The organism is Serpentinicella sp. ANB-PHB4 (assembly GCF_031432315.1).
Classification (GTDB): Bacteria; Bacillota; Clostridia; order Peptostreptococcales; family Natronincolaceae; genus Serpentinicella.
The window spans coordinates 1-21608 of sequence record NZ_JAVKGO010000018.1; the positions used below are offsets into that span (position 1 = coordinate 1).

Here is a 21608-nt window from a genome sequence, read left to right on the forward strand (position 1 = left end):
CTGGCTTTTTATTATTTCTAATTCTTGCCAGAAAAGAGTATATTTTTTCACTAAAGCACAGATTACTTTACACTACCTTCCTCTTTTTTAGTTACTAGTAATATTTTAAATAATTTTTGATTTCCCAATCGTGAATTTCTTTATTAAAAGCTGCCCATTCTTTCTTTTTTGCATTCAAATAAAGGTGATAGACATGCTCTCCTAAAGCTTCCTTCATAAACTCACTTTTTTCTAGTTCTTCTAAAGCTTCACCTAAAGAGCTTGGGAATGTTTCAATATTATGCTCATCACGTTCCGTTGCATCCATATCATAAGTACAACCATCATAATATGGTGGTGGCTCAATTTGATTTTTGATACCATCAATACCAGCCCATAACACTGCTGCTAAAGCTAAATAATGGTTTGCAGTTGGGTCCGGGTTTCTAAGTTCTACTCGAGTTGCAGTACCCCTCTTGTTTGGGATACGAATAAGTGGGGTTCTATTTCCAAGTCCCCAAACTACATCTGTTGGTGCTTCGTAGCCTGGAACAAATCTTTTATATGAATTAACGGAAGCATTGGTTACAGCAGCAAACTCTCTAGCGTATTTCATTAAACCACCAATAAAGTAGTAAGCCTCTTTGGTTAAACCTTCCTCGTCATCTTCACAGTAAAAGGCATTTTTACCGTCTTTAAATAAAGACATATTTAAATGCATACAGTTACCATGGGCATCTTTAAAAGGTTTTGGCATAAAAGTCGCATGTAAACCGTGGTTTTTAGCAACGGTTTTTACCACTAACTTAAAGGTAGAAATACTATCTGCTGTTGGTAATGCCGGTCCATACTTAAAATCAATTTCATGTTGTCCTGGAGCAGCCTCATGATGAGATGCTTCGATCTCAAAGCCAAGCTCTTCTAAGACAAGACACATATCTCTTCTTGCATCTTCCCCACAGTCTGTAGGTGCTAAATCAAAATATCCAGCTGTATCATGAATTTCCATGGTAGGTTCACCTTTGTCATCGGTTTCAAATAAGAAAAACTCAACCTCTGGGCCAACGTGAAAATCATAGCCATATTTTTTTAATTCATCTATCGCTCTTTTAAGAACATTTCGAGGACACCCTAAAAACGGCTCGTCTTCAGTGGTATAAACATCACAGATCATACGTGCTGCTTGCCCATGAACCCCAGTTCTCCAAGGGAAAATTTGAAATGTAGAAGGATCTGGTCTCAGATACATATCTGATTCTTCTACTCTAACAAACCCTTTAATAGATGAACCATCAAACATAATTTCATTGTTTAATGCTGCTTCTAGCTGATTTGCTGTAATAGCCACATTTTTAAGTTTACCGAAAATATCCGTAAACTGTAGGTTGATAAACCTTACATTCTCATCTCTTACTAACCGCCTGACATCATCACTACCTAAATCACTCACTAAAAATCAACTCCTGTATATTTTTTGGATAATTCTTTATCCTAACACAATAAATCATATCATAGGCTATCTATTACAGCAATTTCCATGAGAAAAGATAATTCCTCTTAAAAAGGATTAAGGGGGGATTAGGTTAAATTAACTCCCTTATGATTAAAATAGTAATTATATAGCGCCAAATGATACTATTTATAGCAATTCTTTAGTCGATTATAAAAAGCTAGACATCATAGGATAGTCCTCCTCATCTATTACACCACCCATCAAAGGACTAATATCTGAATTCAAAAAGCATGAACGAACAACGGATTGACGACCGTACTTTAATCGAATCGTATCAATTGCATGATCTAGTTTCTTCTGTTTTTCTAATTGTTGCGGTTCAAAAAGAGACATTTGAAAGAAATCATTAGCACACAAGTGAGAAATTTGAACACCTAGGTGGCGAATAGCTTCTCCTTGCCACATTTCATTAAATAATTCTTTGGCACATTCGTATAAGATATTTGTGGCGTCAGTAGGACAGGTCATCTTCATTTGGTGAGAATAGCGTTTAAACTCATTATTTTTAATAGAAACGGAGATAACCTGGGCACATTTTTTTGACTCTCTTAAACGAAAAGACACTGTTTCAACTAAAGAGAGTAAAACCATATGAGCAGTTCGTCTACTAGTAACATCAAAGGCTGTAGTCGTAGAGTTACCAATCCCCTTTGCTGGTGTCGCTTCAATCTTAACAGGGGAGTTTTCAATGCCATTAGCATATTGCCATATGAGTAACCCCTGACTTTTCAACCAGCTTTGTAGATATTTTGGATCCGCTTTAGCTAGTTCTTCAATTGTCGTAATTCCCCTTGATTCAAGTTTACGAGCAGTAGCCGGTCCAACCATAAAAAGCTCCCTTACAGATAAAGGCCACATTTTTAATGGGATCTCTTCAGGGTAGAGGGTATGTATTTTATCTGGCTTTTCAAATTCGGAGGCCATTTTTGCAAGAAGTTTATTATGACCGATCCCTATATTCACCGTAAATCCAAGCGCTGATTTGATTTTCTCTTTAAGAATAGAAGCTAGCTGTAAAGGATTTTCATAGTGAGTCATAACGCTGGTACAATCCATAAAAACTTCATCAATAGAGTAGCGCTGTATTATCGGTGAATAGTTATAAAGCAGTTCTACCATTGCTTTACTACAGGCCATGTATAACTGGTACCGAGGGGGAACCACAACTAAATTTGGACATTTTTGACGAGCGGAAAACAAAGTCTCTCCAGTACTAATACGATATTTTTTAGCCGGCATAGACTTAGCTAAAACGATCCCGTGGCGACTTTTTTCATTGCCGCCAATAACTGAGGGAATCTCTCTTAAATCAAGAGAATCTCCTTGTTGTATACGATAAGCAGCTTCCCAAGATAAATAAGCTGAATTAACATCAATATGCATAATAATTGGTTTTTTCATAGTTACGCCTCCCAACATAATTATAAAAGAACATATGTTCGAAGTAAATATATAATTACAAGAAATTTTGTGATAAGACATAGTAAAAAAGGGTAAACAATAAAATAGGAGAATAAAATAATGACATTAATTTAAATAACAGAGAGGAGTCGTGATTATGTCAGAAGCATTTCGTGCTTTAGTGGTTGATAAGAAAGATGAGGATGTTTCCGTCGAGATTAAAAATCTAACATTAGATGATTTGCCAGAGGGAGAAGTAACGATAAAGGTTGCTTATTCTAGTGTCAACTACAAAGATGGTTTAGCTAGTATCCCAAATGGGAATATTGTAAGTTCTTATCCCTTTGTCCCTGGTATTGATTTATCGGGTGTTGTGGTTGATTCTAAAGACGATCAATTCAAAGAAGGAGACGAGGTCATTGTTACTAGCTACGGTTTAGGTGTATCTCATTATGGTGGTTATAGCGAATATGCAAGAGTTCCAGCTAAATGGGTGGTTCCTCTACCTGAAGGATTAACTTTAAAAGAAGCAATGGCCTATGGAACAGCAGGTTTTACAGCTGCTTTATCTGTATATCGGTTAGAAAAACAAGGATTAAATCCTGATATGGGGCCAATTTTAGTTTCAGGGGCTACCGGAGGAGTAGGAAGTATTGCGGTATCTATTCTTGCGAAAAAAGCCTATCATGTAATTGCAAGCACAGGAAAAGCGTCAGAACATAGTTATTTAAAAGAGTTAGGCGCAGCAGAAATTATTTCAAGAGAAGCATTAAGACCAGAAAAGATTCGTCCTCTAAATAAACAAAAATGGGCAGGTGCAGTAGATCCAGTAGGAGGAGAAACCTTATCCTATATACTAACAGCAACCCAATATGGTGGTGCAGTTGCCGTAAGTGGTTTAACAGGAGGCCCCAAAGTACCTACAACAGTGATGCCTTTTATTCTTAGAGGCGTTAGTTTGCTGGGAGTAGATTCTGTTGAATGTCCAATGGAGATAAGAAAACCCCTTTGGGAACGTATGGCTACAGATTTAAAGCCAGATTTATTATTAAAAGATATTGGTCAAGAAGTAACCTTAGATGAATTGCCAGATGTTTTAGCTAAAATATTAAAAGGGAAAACAAGAGGAAGAACTATAGTAAAAATTCAAGAATAATAAATTAAATAAAAAATCTAGAATGGGAGGGATTTATCCCTCCCATTCTAGATTTTTATTAATTATTAACGTTTACCAACATCATAAGGTTCTCCGGCAGCTTTAGGTCCTACAGAACTATTAGAAAATAGCACTAAGGCAATAAGGGTTGCTACATATGGGAATGTATTTAAGAATATGTTAGGAACATCTCTAAGAGACGGTACGATGACAGATATGTTTGAAATCGTCATAGCAATACCAAAGAACAGAGAGGATCCTAATATACCTATAGGCTTCCATTTTCCAAAGATTAATGCAGCTAATGCCAAGAAGCCTAACCCGTTATAGGTTAGCTGTGAAAATTCCTTAGAATAGGTCATAATAACAATACCGCCACCTAAACCCGCAAGGAAACCAGAAATAAGCACACCGATATAACGCATCATAGTGACATTAACACCCATAGAGTCAGCAGAATGAGGATTTTCTCCACAGGCCCTTAATCTAAGACCAAACTTTGTTTTATATAGTAAAAACCAACTAATTAAAATAAACAAAAATACAACATAAGTAGTTAAGTAAACCCGAGTAAATAATAGTGGTCCAATGATAGGAATGTCACTTAAAACCGGAATGTTTGTCCTAATAAAGGATCTACGAATTTGTATATTTGCACTGCCGGTTAACCAACGGGCCATATATATGGTAATTGCCGCAGAAAACATATTAATTGCTGTACCACTAATTACTTGATCCGCCTTCAATGAAACACTAGCAAGGGCATGGAAAAAGGATAGTAGCATTCCCGCAAGCGCAGCAACCACTAAAGCAAGCCATATTGTTGCGCCACCGAATGCCCCTTGAGAAGATACAGTAAATATAGCAGCAGCAAAGGCGCCAATACCCATTAAACCTTCTAGACCAATGTTAACTACGCCACTTCTTTCGCTATACAGACCACCTAAAGCAATAATTAGCAGAGGCGCTGTGTAGGTAAGTGCTAAGGGAATAACGCTTGTCATCATATCCCACATTATTGCGCACCTCCTTTTTCTAAATTCTTCTGTGTCTTTTCTTTTCTTTTTGATAAGTGATTCATCCATCGACGAATCAACATAGTAGCAGCGGAAAAGAAAATAATTACTGCCATAATAACTTGGACTAACTCATTTGGAACTCCAGTAGCTGCTTGCATAAATCCTTTACCAGCATTCATAAAACCAAATAAAAATGCGGATAATACAACGCCTAAAGGAGTATTCATGCCTAAAAGTGCAACTGCAATACCATCAAATCCAAGCATTGGCAATTCACCGATTTTTATATTATTGGTAAAACCTAAATAGAAGGTAGCACCAGCTAGGCCTGCTAATGCGCCTGAAATCATCATTGAGAAAATAATATTTCGGTCTACATGAATTCCTGCATATTTTGCAGCATCTTTATTTAAACCAACCGCTTTTAATTCATAACCAAAAGTCGTTTTTTCTAAAATCCACCAAACTGCTATAGCTGCAGCAATTGCAATAAATAACCCAAGATTAACCGGTGAACCATTAAATAAATCAGATAGCCATTCGGTTCTCAAGCTTGCTGTAGATCTAATAGTAGCAGATTCTGTATCAAAAGCGCCTCTAATATATAGAGGTACGAAATAATAAACGGTCCATACAGCTATCCAGTTCATCATAATTGTGACAACAACCTCATGAACATTAAACTTAGATTTTAAAATTCCTGGAACCATGCCCCAAAGTGCGCCTAAAATTAAAGCAGTAACCACAGCTAGAGGTAAATGAATAACTTTTGGTAGCTCAAACAATATACCAACGGCTACAGCACCAAAACCACCCATAAGCATTTGTCCAGATGCACCAATGTTAAATAACCCTGTACGCATACCAAAAGCAACAGATAGTCCTGTAAGGATAAGGGGAGTCATATTCAATAAGGTACCACCAAGACGTCTTACATTACCAAATAACCCGGCACCTTCAAGTAGTCGAGTGTATGCTGCAAAAGAGTTAAATCCGGAAACTAGCATAATCAAAGCTCCTACTGCAAAACCAAGAATTACAGATAAAAAAGGGATTAATTTGTCTTGTCTACTATTTTTAGCAATAGGGCTTTTCAATTTAGCCATGACGCACCTCTCCCTTCACAGAACCCGCCATTAAAAGTCCTAATTTATTTTCGTCTGTATTGCTTGTCCTATCAACATCAATAATAGAACCTTCGTAAATAACACCTACTCGATCAGATACGTTTAAAATCTCGTCAAGCTCAAAAGAAACAAGCAGAACGGCTTTTCCTTTGTCTCTTTCTTCGATTAAGCGTTTATGAATATATTCAATTGCACCAACATCAAGTCCACGGGTTGGCTGAGAAGCAATAAGTAAGGACGGAGAACGATCAACCTCTCTAGCGATAATTGATTTTTGTTGGTTACCCCCTGACATGCTTCGCACAGATGTAATGGCACCTTGCCCAGAGCGCACATCAAACTCTTGAATTAAGCGTTCTGTATATGCATTCATTGCTTCTTTATTTAACAATCCTTTGTTAGAAAACGGAGATTGATAATAGGATTGAAGGATCATATTTTCCCCTAAAGTATAATCTAAAACTAAACCATGTTTATGACGATCTTCAGGAATATGGCCAATACCAGATTCTGTTTTTTTTCTTACGCTAAGTTGTGTAATATCATGACCGTTTATTTCAATTTTACCAGAGGTAACAGGACGAAGCCCTGTTATCGCTTCAACTAATTCTTTTTGACCATTGCCGTCAATGCCAGCAATACTAAAGATTTCTCCTGCTTTAACTTCAAGATTTAAGTTTTTAACAGCAGATAGCTTACGGTTATCAAGTACATTAAGGTTAGATATTTTTAGTACAACATCTTGGGCCTTTGATTCATCTTTATAAACCTTAAAATTAACTTCACGACCAACCATTAATCGGGCCATTTCTTCCTCAGGTGTTTTTCCGACATCAACAGTATCAATGTACTTTCCTTTACGAAGTACGGTACAACGGTCAGCTACAGCTTTAATCTCTTTTAGTTTATGGGTAATTAAAACAATTGACTTACCTTCGGCTTTTAAACGCTGCATTATATTCATAAGCTCATCAATTTCTTGAGGGGTCAATACCGCTGTAGGTTCATCAAAAATAAGGATATCCGCATTTCTATAGAGCATTTTTAATATTTCTACCCGTTGTTGCATACCAACGGAAATATCTTTAATTAACGCATCTGGATCAACACTTAGACCATATTGATCTGAAAGTGCTTTAATACGTTTAGCGGCTTGTTTTGTATCAAGATAAATACCTTTTGTAGGCTCCATTCCAAGTATAATGTTCTCTGTTACTGTAAATACATCAACTAACTTAAAATGTTGGTGTACCATACCAATACCTAAAGCATTTGCTACATTAGGATTCGTCATTTTTACTTCTTCACCATCTACTTTAATAACACCCGCTTCAGGTTGATACATACCAAATAGTACAGACATTAATGTTGATTTTCCAGCACCATTTTCACCAAGCAGTGCATGAATTTCTCCTTTTTTAACCTGCAAAGTTACGTTATCGTTTGCAACAATTCCAGGAAATTCTTTTCGGATATTAAGCATTTCGATTACATATTCCATGGCTTCACCCTAACCTTATCTAAATTATTAATATATTATAAAACATTAAATAATGTCATTTTACAAGGTTTACTTTTACAGTTAAGTTATAATGCGTCTTTCGTATCCGTGCTTATTTTAGATAAAGGACTACCAACACGAATGTGGTAATCCTTTAGTTTTAAAACTTATTTTAAAAATGCATCTAAATCTTCTTGTGTTGCTGGAACAACAACTTCACCATTTAAAATGGCTTGTTTAGCTTCTTCGATTCTAGCAAGTGTATCTTCACTTAAGTTTGGATTCTCATCTGGAATACCAACACCATTGTCAGCAAGAGATAAACGAATTTCTTCTCCACCTGGGAATGTCCCATTTAGTTTAGCATCAATGTAGTCATATGCTGCAACATCAAGTGCTTTCATAGCTGAAGTCAATGTAACAGAACGGTCACTATCTTCTGATAATAATCCTTCTTCGTATTGATCAATGTCAACACCGATTACAAATACGTCTTCTCCACCTGTAGCTCTTTCAATTGCTTCTGAGAATATACCAACACCAACACCACCAGCAGCATGGAATATGATGTCGATACCTGAATCATACATACCTGATGCAATTTGTTGACCACCAGAAATATTTACAAAAGAACCTTCGTAAACATATTCTGTAATTTCAGTGTTTGTTCCGAAATGATCATTTGCGTATTGAACACCAGCTTGGTAACCCCATCCAAATTTTTGTACCGGTGGGATTTCCATTCCTCCGATAAATCCAACTTTTCCAGTTTCAGATGAAAGTGCTGCTGCAATTCCTACTAAGAATCCAGCTTCTTCTTCATGGAAATACACAGAAACTGTGTTAGGGCCTACTAAAAAGTCAGGACCATCTTCAGATTCCCAATTACCATCGTTTGGCGTACCGTCAATTAAAATAAAAGTAGTATCAGGATATTGCTGTTGTGCCTGATAAATGGCAGTTTCAAATTTAAATCCTGGTGTTACGATAATCTCGTAGTTTGTATCAACTAAATCAGCAATTGCATTTAGATAATCTGTTTCAGCTTCGTTATCTGGTTGTTGATAAGTAGTTGTAATTGTACCTTTGTCTGACTCATAAGCTTTGACACCTTCCCAAGTACCTTGGTTAAATGATTTGTCATCAATTGTACCTGAGTCAGTAACCATACCTACCCTAGTTAAATCAGCATCATTGCTAGCAGTTTGTGTACAACCAGCAAGCATCAATCCAATAAGCATTGCAACAAGTACGAAAGAAATACTTCTTTTACGCATTAATTTCTCCTCCTTTTAATTATAAAGTTATAGCATTATACATGGTAAAATATACCCAACAAAAACTAACTTAAAAGTAAATATTTCCGTCCCAAAAAATATTTAAAAAGCTAGGTGGATAACCATGTTAAAAGTTAGTAACAGCGAAGGTTATAAGTACATTATGTATTACCCCGCATGTCCTTCAATAATTTTACCATTTTAACCGACATCTTTCTACATTTTTTTAAAAGGGGTTTAAAGAAATATCTTCCTAATTTTTAACATAAGGGAATTATTTTTATGTTATTTAAATTTAAATAGTAGGTGTGCATTAATTTCATATCAATAAAAAAGAACCTTTTATTAACAGCTATAAGTCTGTTAAAAGGTTCTATTTCTTATAATTATTTTTTAAAAACTAATTAATAATAAACTTCTTCTAAAAACAATCCTTGAGCTGGCATCGTCTTACCGGCATCAGCACGGGTTTTGCTTTTAAAGATCTCATCGATATGGGAAATTCCTTTTTCCTTAAGCCCAATTTCAATCAAACTGCCCATAATAATACGAATCATATTATGTAAAAAACCATCACCAACAAAAACAAATTTGACTAGAGGACCTTCTTTAACAATATCAATTTTTTCAATGGTTCTAACCGTAGATTTATTGGACTTTTTAACAGAAGAAAAGCCAATAAAGTCATGGGTGCCTTCTAGTTTTTTTACTGCGTCTTTCATGCGTTCAATATCAAGTTTGTTTGGAATATGATAAGAATACTTACGGTGAAAAGCGGAAGGAACCCAATCGTTCCATACATGGTAAACATACTTTTTTCCTTTGACATTATAGCGACTGTGGAATCTTTCAGACGCTTCTTTAATTTCCTTTACTACAATATCCTGGGGCAAGTAATGGTTAATGTACTCATGCATTTTTTGTAAAGACATATCTGATTTTGTATGGAAATTTGCAACCTGTCCATTGGCATGTGCCCCAGCATCCGTTCGACCAGAGCCAATAATTTCAATCGGTGCGGAAACCATTTCACTAAGCACAGACTCAATTTTTCTTTGAATGGTTTGGTCCGTATTTTTTAACCTCTGCCATCCTTTATATCTGCTTCCATCATACTCAATTATTAATCTAATATTTCTCAATAAATCACATCCCTTTCCTATATTTAATTATCATAACATTTTATAACAAATATATACATAGCTAGTTGTGAAATGGGTGCGAACTAATGTTGTCATCCTGAGCCTTGCGAAGGATCTCGGGTTTGATTTTGTCAGTACATTTTTTCTTTGCTTTTCCTAACACCTGTCTCCTATCCAACTGCCCAATTGACTGTTGTTCTCCTGAGCCAGCGAAGGATCTGGAATTTGACTTGCTATTAGTGCTTTTCCTATCCCCTATCTCCTATCTAACTATCCAACTGATTACTGTCATCCTGAGCCAGCGAAGGATCTCGAATTTGACTTTTTTATTTGTTATGTTTGGACTGTTTTAATAAAATTAAGTATAATAGAAATAATGAATGAATAAGAACCAAGAAAGGATTTGTTTAAATGACCGATAATATTTCTTTTACAAAATTTGAAACAAGCACAGTAATGGAACCAATACACACCAATTCCATGGGTAACGTTCATGGCGGGGAATTAATGAGACTTATGGATAATGTAGCCGGTCTAGCAGCATATAAACACGCTAAAGGAGCAGTCGTAACTGCAAGAGTAGATGATATTGTATTTCATAAGCCAGTACATATTCCGAGTATATTAACTGCAGTTGGTCAAGTGATCTACGTAGGTACATCCTCCATATTAGTAAAGAATAGCATGTATGTACATGACATAAAGGACTATGATAACCCAGAGCTTGTGTTTTCAGCTTATGTGACCTTTGTTCATCTTAAAGATAATAAACCAGCTAAAGCACCAGAGCTTGTTGTTAAAACAAAAGAGGAAAAAGCACTTTACCAAATCGGAGAACAGAAATATAAAGAAATTAAAAATAAAAAACAAATAAATAAATGAGGAAATGGCAATTACATGATTAAAGCAATGGGGCTTAAATATATTCGGTAAATAAAATTATCGGATTTTCTCAAAATAAAGAGCTAGTTAAGGTTGAGAAAACTTAACTAGCTTTTTATTTTATATTAGAATCCAAAGTAATTAACATATGGTTTTGAAGCTAAAACCCTTTCAAGTTCTAGTGTTTTAATATCTTCAGTATTAACAAAATCTATTAAATCCTGGGCTTCTGCGTGGATTAATACGCCAAAAGCATTAACCCCATTTTCTTCTACATACTCAAGTGCATCTTGATAGTACGCTTTATTGAAGGATCCTTGTGTTAAAGCAATTATCGCATCAGGTCTGTCGTTTACGAATCTTAGAAGTGATTTATAATGTATTTCATAAGCTTTGCCTAAACCGTCACGCACAAGTGAAGGGTTATCTTTAGTCATAGCGTCAACTAGCTGAAGGAGCGGATATCTTTCAGGATCTGCAATGTCTGGACTTTGTATCCCATCAAAGCTAGGTTTAAACCCAGTTATATGCCTGGAATATTCCTCGCTATCAGGGAAGTTACGAATACCAACCCATTTAAAATCAATATTTTCATATGAACGTGAGAGTTCCCAGAATTCATCCATAGATAAATCGTTATTAAAAGTAACATAGGCTGAAACATAGGATACGGGATTTAATTGCTCAACATGATTCATAACTTTTTCCATTTGCACCTTAAAAGGGTCTTCTTCCATTGATTGACTAATGCTGTCATAAAATTTTGGTCTTTTAATAGAGTCAAAAGCAGAATTTAAATACTGATCTCCAAAAAAGTATTCGTAACTACCGATACGGTTATTTCTTTTTATTTGTGCAGAAATGTTTTGTGTGTCCTTTGTTAAAAGATCTTTACGACTAAAGTGTATGCTATGTCTTCCAAAACCAAGACTTTCAGAAATTACTGGTCCTGAAAGGTCATAACCTGGAAGTGTTAACTCAGTTAATACTCTTAGGTCAAAAAACAAATCACTTTGATACTCACCTACAGATTTTCTAGATGGATTGTAGTACATACTGTCTATAATAGGAGAGACAATATAAAAAATACTAAATAAAATAACCATAACACTAACAACAGAAGTAATTACCACTTTTCTTAACCTACGGTTAACACTTTTTTTAAGATTAGCGGTTTCAGACAAATGAGTATCTTCTAATGATTCATCATTTCTAAAGTCCATTTCAAGACCTTCCGATAAATATTCTTCCATTGCTTCAAATTTATCAATTTCTTGTTCGATAAGATTTTGTTCATCCTCTGTTGCGATTCCTTTTTTATATTTATCTAATAATGCTTTGAAATTCATTTACAATCCTCCTTTAAAGCGGTTTTTAGTTTGCGACGAGCTCTGAAAAGTATGCTTTTTATCCCACTCTCAGATAGTCCAGTTGTTTTCGAAATTTCATTTACTGAAAAATGACAGTAGTAAAAAAGAATAATGACTTCTTTGTAAGAAGGCTGTAGTTTTAAAATCTCAAAATAGATTTCCAGTCTCTTTTCATCATTAATAACTTGTTCGAGAGGCGTATCACCCTTTGACAAAATCTCTTTGTAGTCATCAATGTCTTGTAAATTTTTATCCCTTCGAGTATGGTCAAGGAAAAGATTTTTACAAACCCTAAAGAGCCAAAATTTAATATAATCTTTACTGTCATCAAGGGAAAGCATCGCCTTGTAAAAAGTATCACTGACCAAATCCTGAGCTTGATGATGAGATTGGCAAAGTGAAAGGGCATAAAGATACAGCTCTGTATAATATTTTTTATAGATGGCTTCAAGCGCGTCATTTTTCACAGAAATATCTCCCTTCACTTTATAAACGAAAATAAGACAGTAAGGTTTCACTATTTCATAAAATATTTTTTAAATTACTATATCTATTTTTACATATATTAACTATTATAGTATAACACGGTATAGAACGTTGAATATAAGTAAATCAGTACACTTTACTAAGAAAACATCTATTGAAGATTGATTTCATAACAATTATACTTAATGAAAGCAATAAAATTCAGGTTAGTTTGTATATGATCTTTAAAATATTGATTAGACTTTAAAATAAAAATCGTTTAAATAGGAGCGTGACAAAATGGATACATATAAATTTGAACCGATAGCAGGTTTTCCTATGCTACATTGGAAGGGAAAAAGACCCTTTGAAGCAACCCAGTATTACCCAGCTCAACTAACAGAAGTCCATGGCGAGCCAAAGGATAATTGGTTAAATAAAGTATTTTGGGGAGACAACCTTCAGGTGATGAGCCATCTTTTAAAAGAGCACAGAGGAAAAATTAAGATGATTTATATTGATCCACCCTTTGACTCAAAAGCAGAATATAAAAAGAAGATAAAGCTAAAAGGTGCAAGTGTATCAAATGATCACAACTCCTTTGAAGAAAAACAATATACTGATATATGGAAAAGTGATGAATACCTTCAGTTTATGTACGAGAGGTTAATTTTACTAAAAGAACTACTACATGAGGAAGGAACCATATACCTACACTGTGACTGGCACAAAGTACACTATTTAAGAAGCATGATGGATGAGATTTTTGGTGCAGAGCGTTTTATAAACGAAATTATCTGGAGTTATAAATCCGGTGGCGTGAGTGATCGATACTTTGGAAGAAAGCACGATAACATTCTAATGTACGGTAAAACAAATGGTTACACCTTTAACGTTTTAAAGGAAAAATCCTATAATAGAGGATTTAAACCCTACAGATTTGAAGGCGTAAAAGAGTATGAGGATGAGATCGGTTGGTACACATTGACCAATATGCGGGATGTTTGGGATTTAGATATGGTAGGAAGAACATCTGCAGAGCGTATGGGGTATCCTACACAAAAGCCGGAGGCGCTATTAAAGAGAATGATAGAAGTTTCTACAAACAAAGGAGATATTGTCTTTGATTGTTTTATGGGCTCTGGAACCACCCAGACCGTTGCAATGAAAATGGACCGAAAATTTATTGGTGCAGATATTAATCTTGGGTCTATACAGACGACAACAAAAAGACTCGTTAACGACATTAAAGCATTAGCAAAAGAAGAAGAAAACCAAGTTCCAGGTTTTGAAGTGTATAACGTAAATCACTACGACGTATTTAGAAATCCTGTACAAGCAAAGGAATTACTAATGGAAGCTTTAGAGGTCAATGCCATAACCCGTAGCCATGTTTATGATGGAGAAAAAGATGGCAGAATGGTTAAGATTTTTCCTGTAAATAGAATTGCAACAAGGGCAGATCTAAACGAACTCATCACCCATTTTGATTATAAAGAATTTGACAGAAGAAAAGAACAAGCACCAAACAAACCCGTAGAAAAACTACTATTGATTTGTATGGGACATGAACCGGGACTAGCTGCCCACTTACAAGAACAAGTAGACTATCAACTAGATATAGCGGTTGTAGACATATTAAGAGATAAAAAAGATATCCAATTTAAGCGAGAATCAGAAGCAAAAGTAGAAATTAAAGATAATCAAATAGTGATCGACCAATTTTATCCTATGAACCTACTACAAAAGTTAAAATCGAAGGAAAGCGTTGGAGATTGGCGAGAACTTGTAGAATCGGTTATGATTGATTGGAATTATGATGGTGCAGTACTAGAACCAACCATTGTTGATATTGCTCAAAAGGAAGAACTTGTTAAAGGGACTTACGATGTACCACAAGAGGCAGGAACCATACGGGTTAAAATTACGGATCTACTCTCCGAAACCTTGGAGGTGACGGTGAAAAATGGCTAAAAAGAAAAGCGCTGATTTGGAGCTAGACTTTGCCTTTTATCAGTTTCTGCACCAATTTTATCAAGAAAAGAAGGGCAGTATAAAAAACAACTATAGGAATCTAACAAAAAAATTCTTGGATTATAATGACCCAGGTCAAAATGAGCAAAATGCATATTTAAGAGTGCCCCAATTTGAAGCACTAGAAATGTACATTTTTTTAAAGGAATTTCTAGATAATGAACCAGTGCACAAAGTTTTTGAAGATTGGTACAAAGAACAGAATAAATTTAAAGATCGACTAGATACGAACCTGTCTGGTAAGCAGGTGAAAATTACAGAAGAGGGAAAAATTGGTTATTTAGATAGCGAAGCATATGAAAAGTTATTTAATGAGATGAAAAAAAACGCACAGGAATACGCCAACTATATTTTTGCTTTAACCATGGGTACGGGTAAAACCATCTTAATGGCCACTTGTATTTTTTACGAGTTTATCCTTGCAAATAAATTCCCTAAGGATGCTAAGTATTGTCACAATGCCCTAGTATTTGCACCGGACAAAACAGTACTAGAGTCTTTAAGAGAAATTACAACTTTTGATAAAAATCTAGTCGTACCACCGGAATATGTTAGCTGGTTAGAAACCCATTTGAAAATTCATTTTTTAGATGATACAGGTATTGCTCTGTCTACCCTTGATGGTTCTAAATTTAATATTATCATTTCAAATACACAAAAGATAATTTTAAAACAAAAGCACAAAGACAAAAACCCAGCTGAGAAGCTGTTTATGCCAGAAACAACCGGGCATGCAAAACTGAGTGCGGCAGATGAACCAAAGGATGAGGAAATAGTAGATGAAGCAGACCTTCAATCGAATCAAAGGTTTACAAAACTAACAAGGCTACAGCAGCTAGGTATATATGTAGACGAAGCCCATCATTCCTTTGGGGATCAGTTGTCTAAAGACTTAGGAATGAAAAAGGCTAAAAATAGCTTACGTCTTACAATCAATGAATTAGCAGCCAGTTTAAAAAAAGAAGGGACACAAGTTGTGGCTTGCTACAACTATACCGGAACGCCTTATGTTGGCAACAAAGTATTACCCGAAGTTGTTTATGCCTATGGTTTAAAAGAAGCAATAGACAATCAATATCTAAAGGATATAGAAATAAATGATTTTAGTAACACCAAGTCCAAGGAATTTTTAAAAATTGTTATACAAGACTTTTGGCAAAAGTACGGAAAAGATGGGGATAGATACGAAGGGATGCTACCTAAGCTTGCTATCTTTGGCACAACCATAGAAGAAGTTAAAAACGAGCTACAGCCCATTGTTTCAGAAATTCTTGGAGAGCTGGGTATATCCTTAGATAAAATACTAGTAAACGTAGGAGACCCTAAGCTAACCAGCAATGACGATATTAGAGAGTTTAATAGACTAGATAGTCCCCACTCAAATAAGCAATTTGTTATTCTTGTTAACAAAGGTAGAGAAGGATGGAACTGCCGTTCATTATTTGGTGTATCTCTATTTAGAAAACCAAAATCAAAGGTTTTTGTACTCCAAGCAACGATGCGATGCTTAAGAGCCATAGGCAATGAGCAATATAGAGCCACTGTATATTTATCTAATGAAAACAGAGAGATTCTTGAAAATGAACTCCAAGAGAACTTCAGACTGGGTATTTCTGACTTAAAAAATACAAGTACAAATAAAGAAGTCTTTGAGATAAAAGTAGTGCCACCAGTTAGAAAAATAAAGCTCAACCGAATTAAAAAGCTCTATCAGTGGAGAAGAAAAGATGATGTTAAAAAGATTGACTTTAATATTGCTGAAGCCCTAGATTCAGATAATATTAAAAAATATAAATTAATACACACAAAGCATGAAGGACTTAGCTTTGATCGAGCCTCTATTGATCAAGAACAAAAAGTTGATATAACTCATGTAAAGGAAAAAGCAACCTACTCATCCTTTACCTTAGTAGGAGAAATAGCAAGATATCTAAATGAATCACCAATTGTTATTGGTGAAATGCTTAAAAATACAGAAGTGGGCGTAGAAAAGATTGTAGAGGCAGTCAATCAATATAACGAGCTATTATATGACTGGATTGTTCCCAAAATAATAGAATCAATTTACGAACTAAAAGACTTTGAAAATCAAGAAGAGGAAGAAATAGAACTTGTTAAAAATCCTAAAGCAGGTCATTACATTATTCACGCCAATCCAGAACTAGTTGTTTCAAAAGATGACCGAGCAGCAAAGGCCTATGCCCATAAAAGCTTCCACCTAGATACTTACTGCTTTGATTCAAGGGCAGAAAGTAAACTGTTTTGGAACCTACTTCGTAGTGAGTTAATCGAGGAAGTGTACTTCACAGGTATGCTAACCCATGGACAAACGGATTTTTATATACAATACATCGATCCAGAAACCCGAAGCGTAAGATCTTACTATCCCGACTTTTACGTCAAAAGAACCGATGGACAATACTACATTGTAGAAGTAAAAGGAGATAATCAAATAGAAGATCCAGTTGTCAAAGCAAAAGCAGAAGCAGCTGCACAACTTGCCACGGTTAGTGCCATGAAATACGAAGTGATCAAAAGTACAGATATAGAAAAAGGTGTTTTTGGAGCCCTGCTAACTTAGAATATTACAACCAAACCCGAGATTCGAACGAAGAGAAGAATCTCGGGTTTGATTTTGTCATTTGTTCTTTTGCATTTTAGCTTTTCCTATCTACTATCTCCTGTCCAACTGTCCAACTAATCCCCCTGACGAACAATGACAAAATAAGCAGAACGATTTAAAAAGGAAAACAAAGCAAAATACAGAATCATATAATTAAGTGTATTTAATGCGCTAATTTAAAAAAGGGGGATAAAATGGAAAATTCAAAAAGCATACCAGCTATAATAGGGAAGATTTTATTGATGTTTATTTTCTTAATTGTGCTTAGTACGATCGTTATGGTGCCACTGCACATGAGAGCTACAGGGAGTGAATTAGGTTATGAACAATATCTAGATCAACCTAATGTTGAAACGATTATACATATACTCTCAACGATTACTATGCTTGGTGCAGTTTGGTTAGTATATTATCTGTTTGATAAAAAAAGAGGCCTTTATTTAGGATGGAAGCAAAAAAATGCACCTAAGCTAGCCCTAGAAGGGTGTTTATGGGGAATTGCCTTCATGACTACCACCTTTTTACTCCTATGGATATTTAGAATAGTAAGTATATCCGCCATTAATTTTGAGATGAATGTGATCTCCTCGATGGGCTATCCAATTATATTATTTATGGGTGTAGCCATAAATGAAGAATTTTTGAGTAGAGGTTATTTACATGGATTGATAAAAAGGGATTATGGTGTGAAGGCTACTGTTATTGTAAACTCAATCCTATTTGCCCTTTTACATTTAGGGAATCCAAGTATTTTACAAAGTCCGATTCCACTTTTAAATTTATTCTTAGCAGGAGTACTGTTTGCCATTGCTAGAGAGGTAACCGGGGGACTATGGGTGCCAATTGGTATTCACTTTACATGGAATTTATTTTTAGGTAATGTCTATGGATTTGCGGTTTCAGGATTAGATATAGGGAAATCTTTTATAGAAATTGATATTGCAGGGCACCATTTATTATCTGGTGGGGACTTTGGAGCAGAAGGGAGCATTATTACAAGTATGGTTATCGTATTATTTACTGTAGGGATATGGAAATGGTACAGCAAAAGAAACATAGGGGAAGAAGTACTTGAAGGATCAAATGTACAAGACCCTAAGGCAATAAACTAAAATATATAAGAAAAGCATTGGTGATGGATACCAATGTCTTTTTACGTTAAGTGTAATTTGATTAGAAATATAGATTAGAGGCGGTTATAGAAGATGAAGTAAAGGAATATCCATTTAAAAAGGTTTCTTCTAACAATTTAATGTTATGCATCCTAAGCAAAAGCGTTTCATTGTAGCTTTAAATGGATGCATAACAGTAATAGGAGGTTCAGATGAAAAGACCGATACTAATATTTTTAGGTACCTTTAGTTTATTTTTAGGGATCATAGGCATCATATTACCGGTTATGCCTACTTCACCATTCTTATTAATATCCCTCACATGTTATATGAAGAGCAGTAGAAGGCTGTATAATTTTGTTCTCTATAATAAATATTTAGGTCCATTTGTGAAAGATTATGTATCAGAGTTAGGTATGCCCGTAAAAGCAAAAATGAGAGCAATACTTTTTATTTGGATATCCATAGCAATTTCAGGCATTTTTATTGTGAATCATATTATACTGAGGCTGATATTATTAGTTTTTGGCAGTAGCATCACCCTATTTATTTACACTAGAAAAACCCGTTGTGAATAGTATGTTTGCTCATATTAAATGTTGAAACCGGTGGCTAACCACCGGTTTCAACATTTATAAGTATGTTAATCTTTAATATTAAGTTATAAATTTTCTTATTTAACAATAAGCACTGGAACCTCAACATTATTTAAAACCTTATTAGATACACTACCGACAACTAGCTTACTAATACCAGTTAGGCCCTTACTTCCCATCACAATGAGATCAAAATCATTGTTCTCAACGTAGTCAATAATTTCTTTAGCAGCATCTCCAAGACGTATGGTAGTTTTAACCTTTCCAGCAAAGTAATCTGAAAAAACATCTTTGCCTATCTTAATCACTTTTTCGCCCGAGGTCTTATAGTCCTCGGCTGCAAGGGCATCCCCTATAAAATATGCACCTTCATAGTAATACATACCCCTCATGTCAAGAACAACCGTCATAATCTCAACATCCGCTTGAAATGCCTTAGCAATCTCCTTCGCCTGAAGTAAGGCTTTTCGTGTGTAGTTAGAGCCATCAATAGGAATTAAAATCTTTTTCATATGATTCACTCCTTTCCAAAATAAAAAAATATGTTGAAAAATGTATCATATTATTTACTTACCCGTTATATATAATTAGAAACACTTAGATTTTAAAAAAGGGTTAAAGAATAAGGAAAGAAGTAAAGGTGGCCTATTGGCCACCTTGAAATTGAGGTTTCTCTTTTATGATTGTATAATCTGGTTTCTTAATCGTGTAAGAAATCATTAATGAAATAGCTAATAAAACAAAAGCTGCAAAATAGGCATAGGCATAAGAATTCGTTGCATCAAAAATTGCTGCCCCGGTCATTGGACCAATCAAACCACCAAATCCCCAACCAGTGAATAATAATCCGTAATTGATTCCGAAGTTTTTTGTTCCGTACATGTCAGAAAGGGTAGCAGGGAAAACGGAAAAAGTAGCCCCATAACATAGGCCTGCCACAGCTACACCTACTACAAGAGGGGTAACAGAACTAAATCTTGCAAATAAAAACATATTTACCCCTTGTAAAATAAATATTGTTCTCATTAAATTAATTCTACCAATTTTATCGGAAATACTTCCCCCGAAAAATCGACCTAAAGTATTAAAGGTAGCTAAAATAATCACTAGAAGAAAACCACCTTCCCAGTCTGCTTGGACCATAGCAATATTTGCAACATGGCCAATAATCATCAGACCAGCAGAAGAAGAAAAAGCAAGCATAGCCCATAGTTTATAAAAGTCTATTTTTTTAATCATCTCTTTCCACTGAACATCAAAAGAAGGCATACTCCTTTTATGGGGATTTTCTTTTGCAATAAAGTCAGATGGCGGATTCTCTAAAACCTGGGATAGTAAACCAGCAATAACCAATGCAAATATTCCGATATATATAAAAGTTTTTGAAGTGCCAATATGATCAATCAAATAATTTGATAAAGGAGAATATAAAATAGAAGACAACCCTACACCAGCAGCAACAGTGCCAGTGATCATTCCTTTTTTACTGGTACTGAACCATTTAGCAGGCGTAGAGATCGTAGCTAAATTTAAAGTCCCCATCCCAGATCCAGTTAAAACCCCAAAAGTAATAATCATAATAACAGGATTAATGGTTAATCCTGATAAAATAAAACCAATACCTAAAAATAAACTACCAATAGTAGCAGTAAATCTTGGACCTTTATTATCTTGCAGTTTACCAATTACAATCATTGAAATAACCATAAAAAGCGTCGCAACCGTATAAGGTAGAGAAGCCTCTTTACTCGTCCAGTTTAAATCTCGAACCAGATTTTTACTAATCACACTCCAAATATATAATAAACCGGAAACAAAATTAATACCTGTTGCTGCTAACAAAATTTTAAGCCCTTTATTTTCCGAAAAGTTATGCATGTACATACTCCTATCTATTGATTTAAACCTGAGATTCTTCACTACGTTCAGAATGACTTCCATTTTTTATTTTGCTTTTTTCTACCACGTGTCTACTAACCACTAACCAACTAATGTTGTCATCCTGAGCCTAGCGAAGGATCTCGATTTTGACTTTGTTATTTTGATTTTCCTATCCCCTATCCACTAACCAACTAACAAACTACCCAACTAATGTTTTTAATGTTGTCATCCTGAGCTTGCGAAGGATCTCGGTTTTGACTTTGTTATTTTGCTTTTCCTATCTACTATCCCCTAACCAACTAACCAACTAACAAACTAACCAACTAACCAACTACCCAACTAACAAAGATCCCACACCCAATTATATCACCGGGAACAACCATAAACAATTAAATACAAATGGTTAGAATATTCTAAAAACTAGCATTGAGGACTTTTTGAATTGATATACATATGAGTTTGTGATATTATTAACAATATAAGATTGTTATATAATTAACAAAATATTTTAAGTGTGCTATAGAAAATGG

17 protein-coding genes are annotated in these 21608 nt (G+C 35.0%); 6 read left to right on the plus strand and 11 right to left on the minus strand.

Annotated elements, in window-relative coordinates; all coding sequences use genetic code 11:
* Window positions 1-94 precede the first annotated feature (94 nt).
* Both glnA and RH915_RS10740 read right to left on the minus strand, forming a co-directional pair.
* On the minus strand, window positions 95-1429 hold the full coding sequence (gene glnA / locus RH915_RS10735) for a type I glutamate--ammonia ligase (protein ID WP_310479963.1): 1335 nt from the start codon (window positions 1427-1429) through the stop codon (window positions 95-97).
* 210 nt (window positions 1430-1639) lie between these two features.
* Window positions 1640-2893 (minus strand): DNA polymerase Y family protein, encoded by a 1254-nt coding sequence (locus tag RH915_RS10740; protein ID WP_310479964.1) that lies wholly within the window; start codon window positions 2891-2893, stop codon window positions 1640-1642.
* Window positions 2894-3050: 157 nt separating this feature from the next.
* On the opposite strand from RH915_RS10740, the gene RH915_RS10745 reads away from it, so the two are divergent.
* Entirely contained in the window at window positions 3051-4049 is a 999-nt protein-coding gene (locus tag RH915_RS10745; RefSeq protein WP_310479965.1) for an NADPH:quinone oxidoreductase family protein, read from the plus strand.
* A gap of 65 nt (window positions 4050-4114) precedes the next feature.
* Here the strand turns inward: RH915_RS10745 and RH915_RS10750 are convergent, their stop codons facing one another.
* From RH915_RS10750 to truA, 5 genes are all read right to left on the minus strand, one after another.
* Window positions 4115-5065, minus strand: coding sequence for an ABC transporter permease (locus tag RH915_RS10750; protein ID WP_310479966.1), 951 nt, complete (start codon window positions 5063-5065; stop codon window positions 4115-4117).
* Window positions 5065-6174 (minus strand): ABC transporter permease, encoded by a 1110-nt coding sequence (locus tag RH915_RS10755; RefSeq protein WP_310479967.1) that lies wholly within the window; start codon window positions 6172-6174, stop codon window positions 5065-5067. Before RH915_RS10755 ends, RH915_RS10750 begins: the two co-directional genes overlap by 1 nt.
* Complete coding sequence (locus RH915_RS10760; RefSeq protein WP_310479969.1) at window positions 6167-7696, minus strand: ABC transporter ATP-binding protein; 1530 nt, start codon at window positions 7694-7696, stop codon at window positions 6167-6169. The genes RH915_RS10755 and RH915_RS10760 overlap by 8 nt, the downstream gene beginning before the upstream one ends.
* Window positions 7697-7863: 167 nt before the next feature.
* Complete coding sequence (locus tag RH915_RS10765; protein ID WP_310479971.1) at window positions 7864-8973, minus strand: BMP family lipoprotein; 1110 nt, start codon at window positions 8971-8973, stop codon at window positions 7864-7866.
* A 404-nt stretch (window positions 8974-9377) separates the two neighbouring features.
* Window positions 9378-10115, minus strand: coding sequence for a tRNA pseudouridine(38-40) synthase TruA (gene truA / locus RH915_RS10770; protein WP_310479972.1), 738 nt, complete (start codon window positions 10113-10115; stop codon window positions 9378-9380).
* Window positions 10116-10526: 411 nt separating this feature from the next.
* Between truA and RH915_RS10775 the strand changes: the two genes are divergently transcribed.
* Window positions 10527-10997, plus strand: a complete 471-nt coding sequence (locus tag RH915_RS10775; RefSeq protein WP_310479974.1) for an acyl-CoA thioesterase — start codon at window positions 10527-10529, stop codon at window positions 10995-10997.
* A 125-nt stretch (window positions 10998-11122) separates the two neighbouring features.
* Here RH915_RS10775 and RH915_RS10780 read toward each other — a convergent pair whose 3' ends face one another.
* Both RH915_RS10780 and RH915_RS10785 read right to left on the minus strand, forming a co-directional pair.
* Window positions 11123-12346, minus strand: coding sequence for an anti sigma factor C-terminal domain-containing protein (locus tag RH915_RS10780; RefSeq protein ID WP_310479976.1), 1224 nt, complete (start codon window positions 12344-12346; stop codon window positions 11123-11125).
* The gene (locus tag RH915_RS10785; RefSeq protein ID WP_310479978.1) at window positions 12343-12834 is read right to left on the minus strand and encodes an RNA polymerase sigma factor; all 492 of its coding nucleotides are present in this window, start codon (window positions 12832-12834) and stop codon (window positions 12343-12345) included. The genes RH915_RS10780 and RH915_RS10785 overlap by 4 nt, the downstream gene beginning before the upstream one ends.
* A 298-nt stretch (window positions 12835-13132) precedes the next feature.
* Here RH915_RS10785 and RH915_RS10790 point away from each other — a divergent pair, with 298 nt between their 5' ends.
* From RH915_RS10790 to RH915_RS10805, 4 genes are all read left to right on the plus strand, one after another.
* Window positions 13133-14806 (plus strand): site-specific DNA-methyltransferase, encoded by a 1674-nt coding sequence (locus RH915_RS10790; protein WP_310479980.1) that lies wholly within the window; start codon window positions 13133-13135, stop codon window positions 14804-14806.
* Window positions 14799-17447 carry a TnsA endonuclease N-terminal domain-containing protein gene (locus tag RH915_RS10795; protein ID WP_310479981.1) on the plus strand — a complete coding sequence of 883 codons (2649 nt, stop codon included), beginning with the start codon at window positions 14799-14801 and terminating at the stop codon, window positions 17445-17447. Before RH915_RS10790 ends, RH915_RS10795 begins: the two co-directional genes overlap by 8 nt.
* A gap of 236 nt (window positions 17448-17683) precedes the next feature.
* On the plus strand, window positions 17684-18601 hold the full coding sequence (locus RH915_RS10800; RefSeq protein WP_310479982.1) for a CPBP family intramembrane glutamic endopeptidase: 918 nt from the start codon (window positions 17684-17686) through the stop codon (window positions 18599-18601).
* A 212-nt stretch (window positions 18602-18813) separates the two neighbouring features.
* Window positions 18814-19179 carry a YbaN family protein gene (locus RH915_RS10805; RefSeq protein WP_310479983.1) on the plus strand — a complete coding sequence of 122 codons (366 nt, stop codon included), beginning with the start codon at window positions 18814-18816 and terminating at the stop codon, window positions 19177-19179.
* A 95-nt stretch (window positions 19180-19274) separates the two neighbouring features.
* Here RH915_RS10805 and RH915_RS10810 read toward each other — a convergent pair whose 3' ends face one another.
* The gene (locus RH915_RS10810) at window positions 19275-19709 is read right to left on the minus strand and encodes a universal stress protein (RefSeq protein WP_310479985.1); all 435 of its coding nucleotides are present in this window, start codon (window positions 19707-19709) and stop codon (window positions 19275-19277) included.
* Between the two features lie 133 nt (window positions 19710-19842).
* Entirely contained in the window at window positions 19843-21075 is a 1233-nt protein-coding gene (locus tag RH915_RS10815) for an L-lactate MFS transporter (RefSeq protein WP_310479987.1), read from the minus strand.
* Between the last annotated feature and the right edge of the window lie 533 nt (window positions 21076-21608).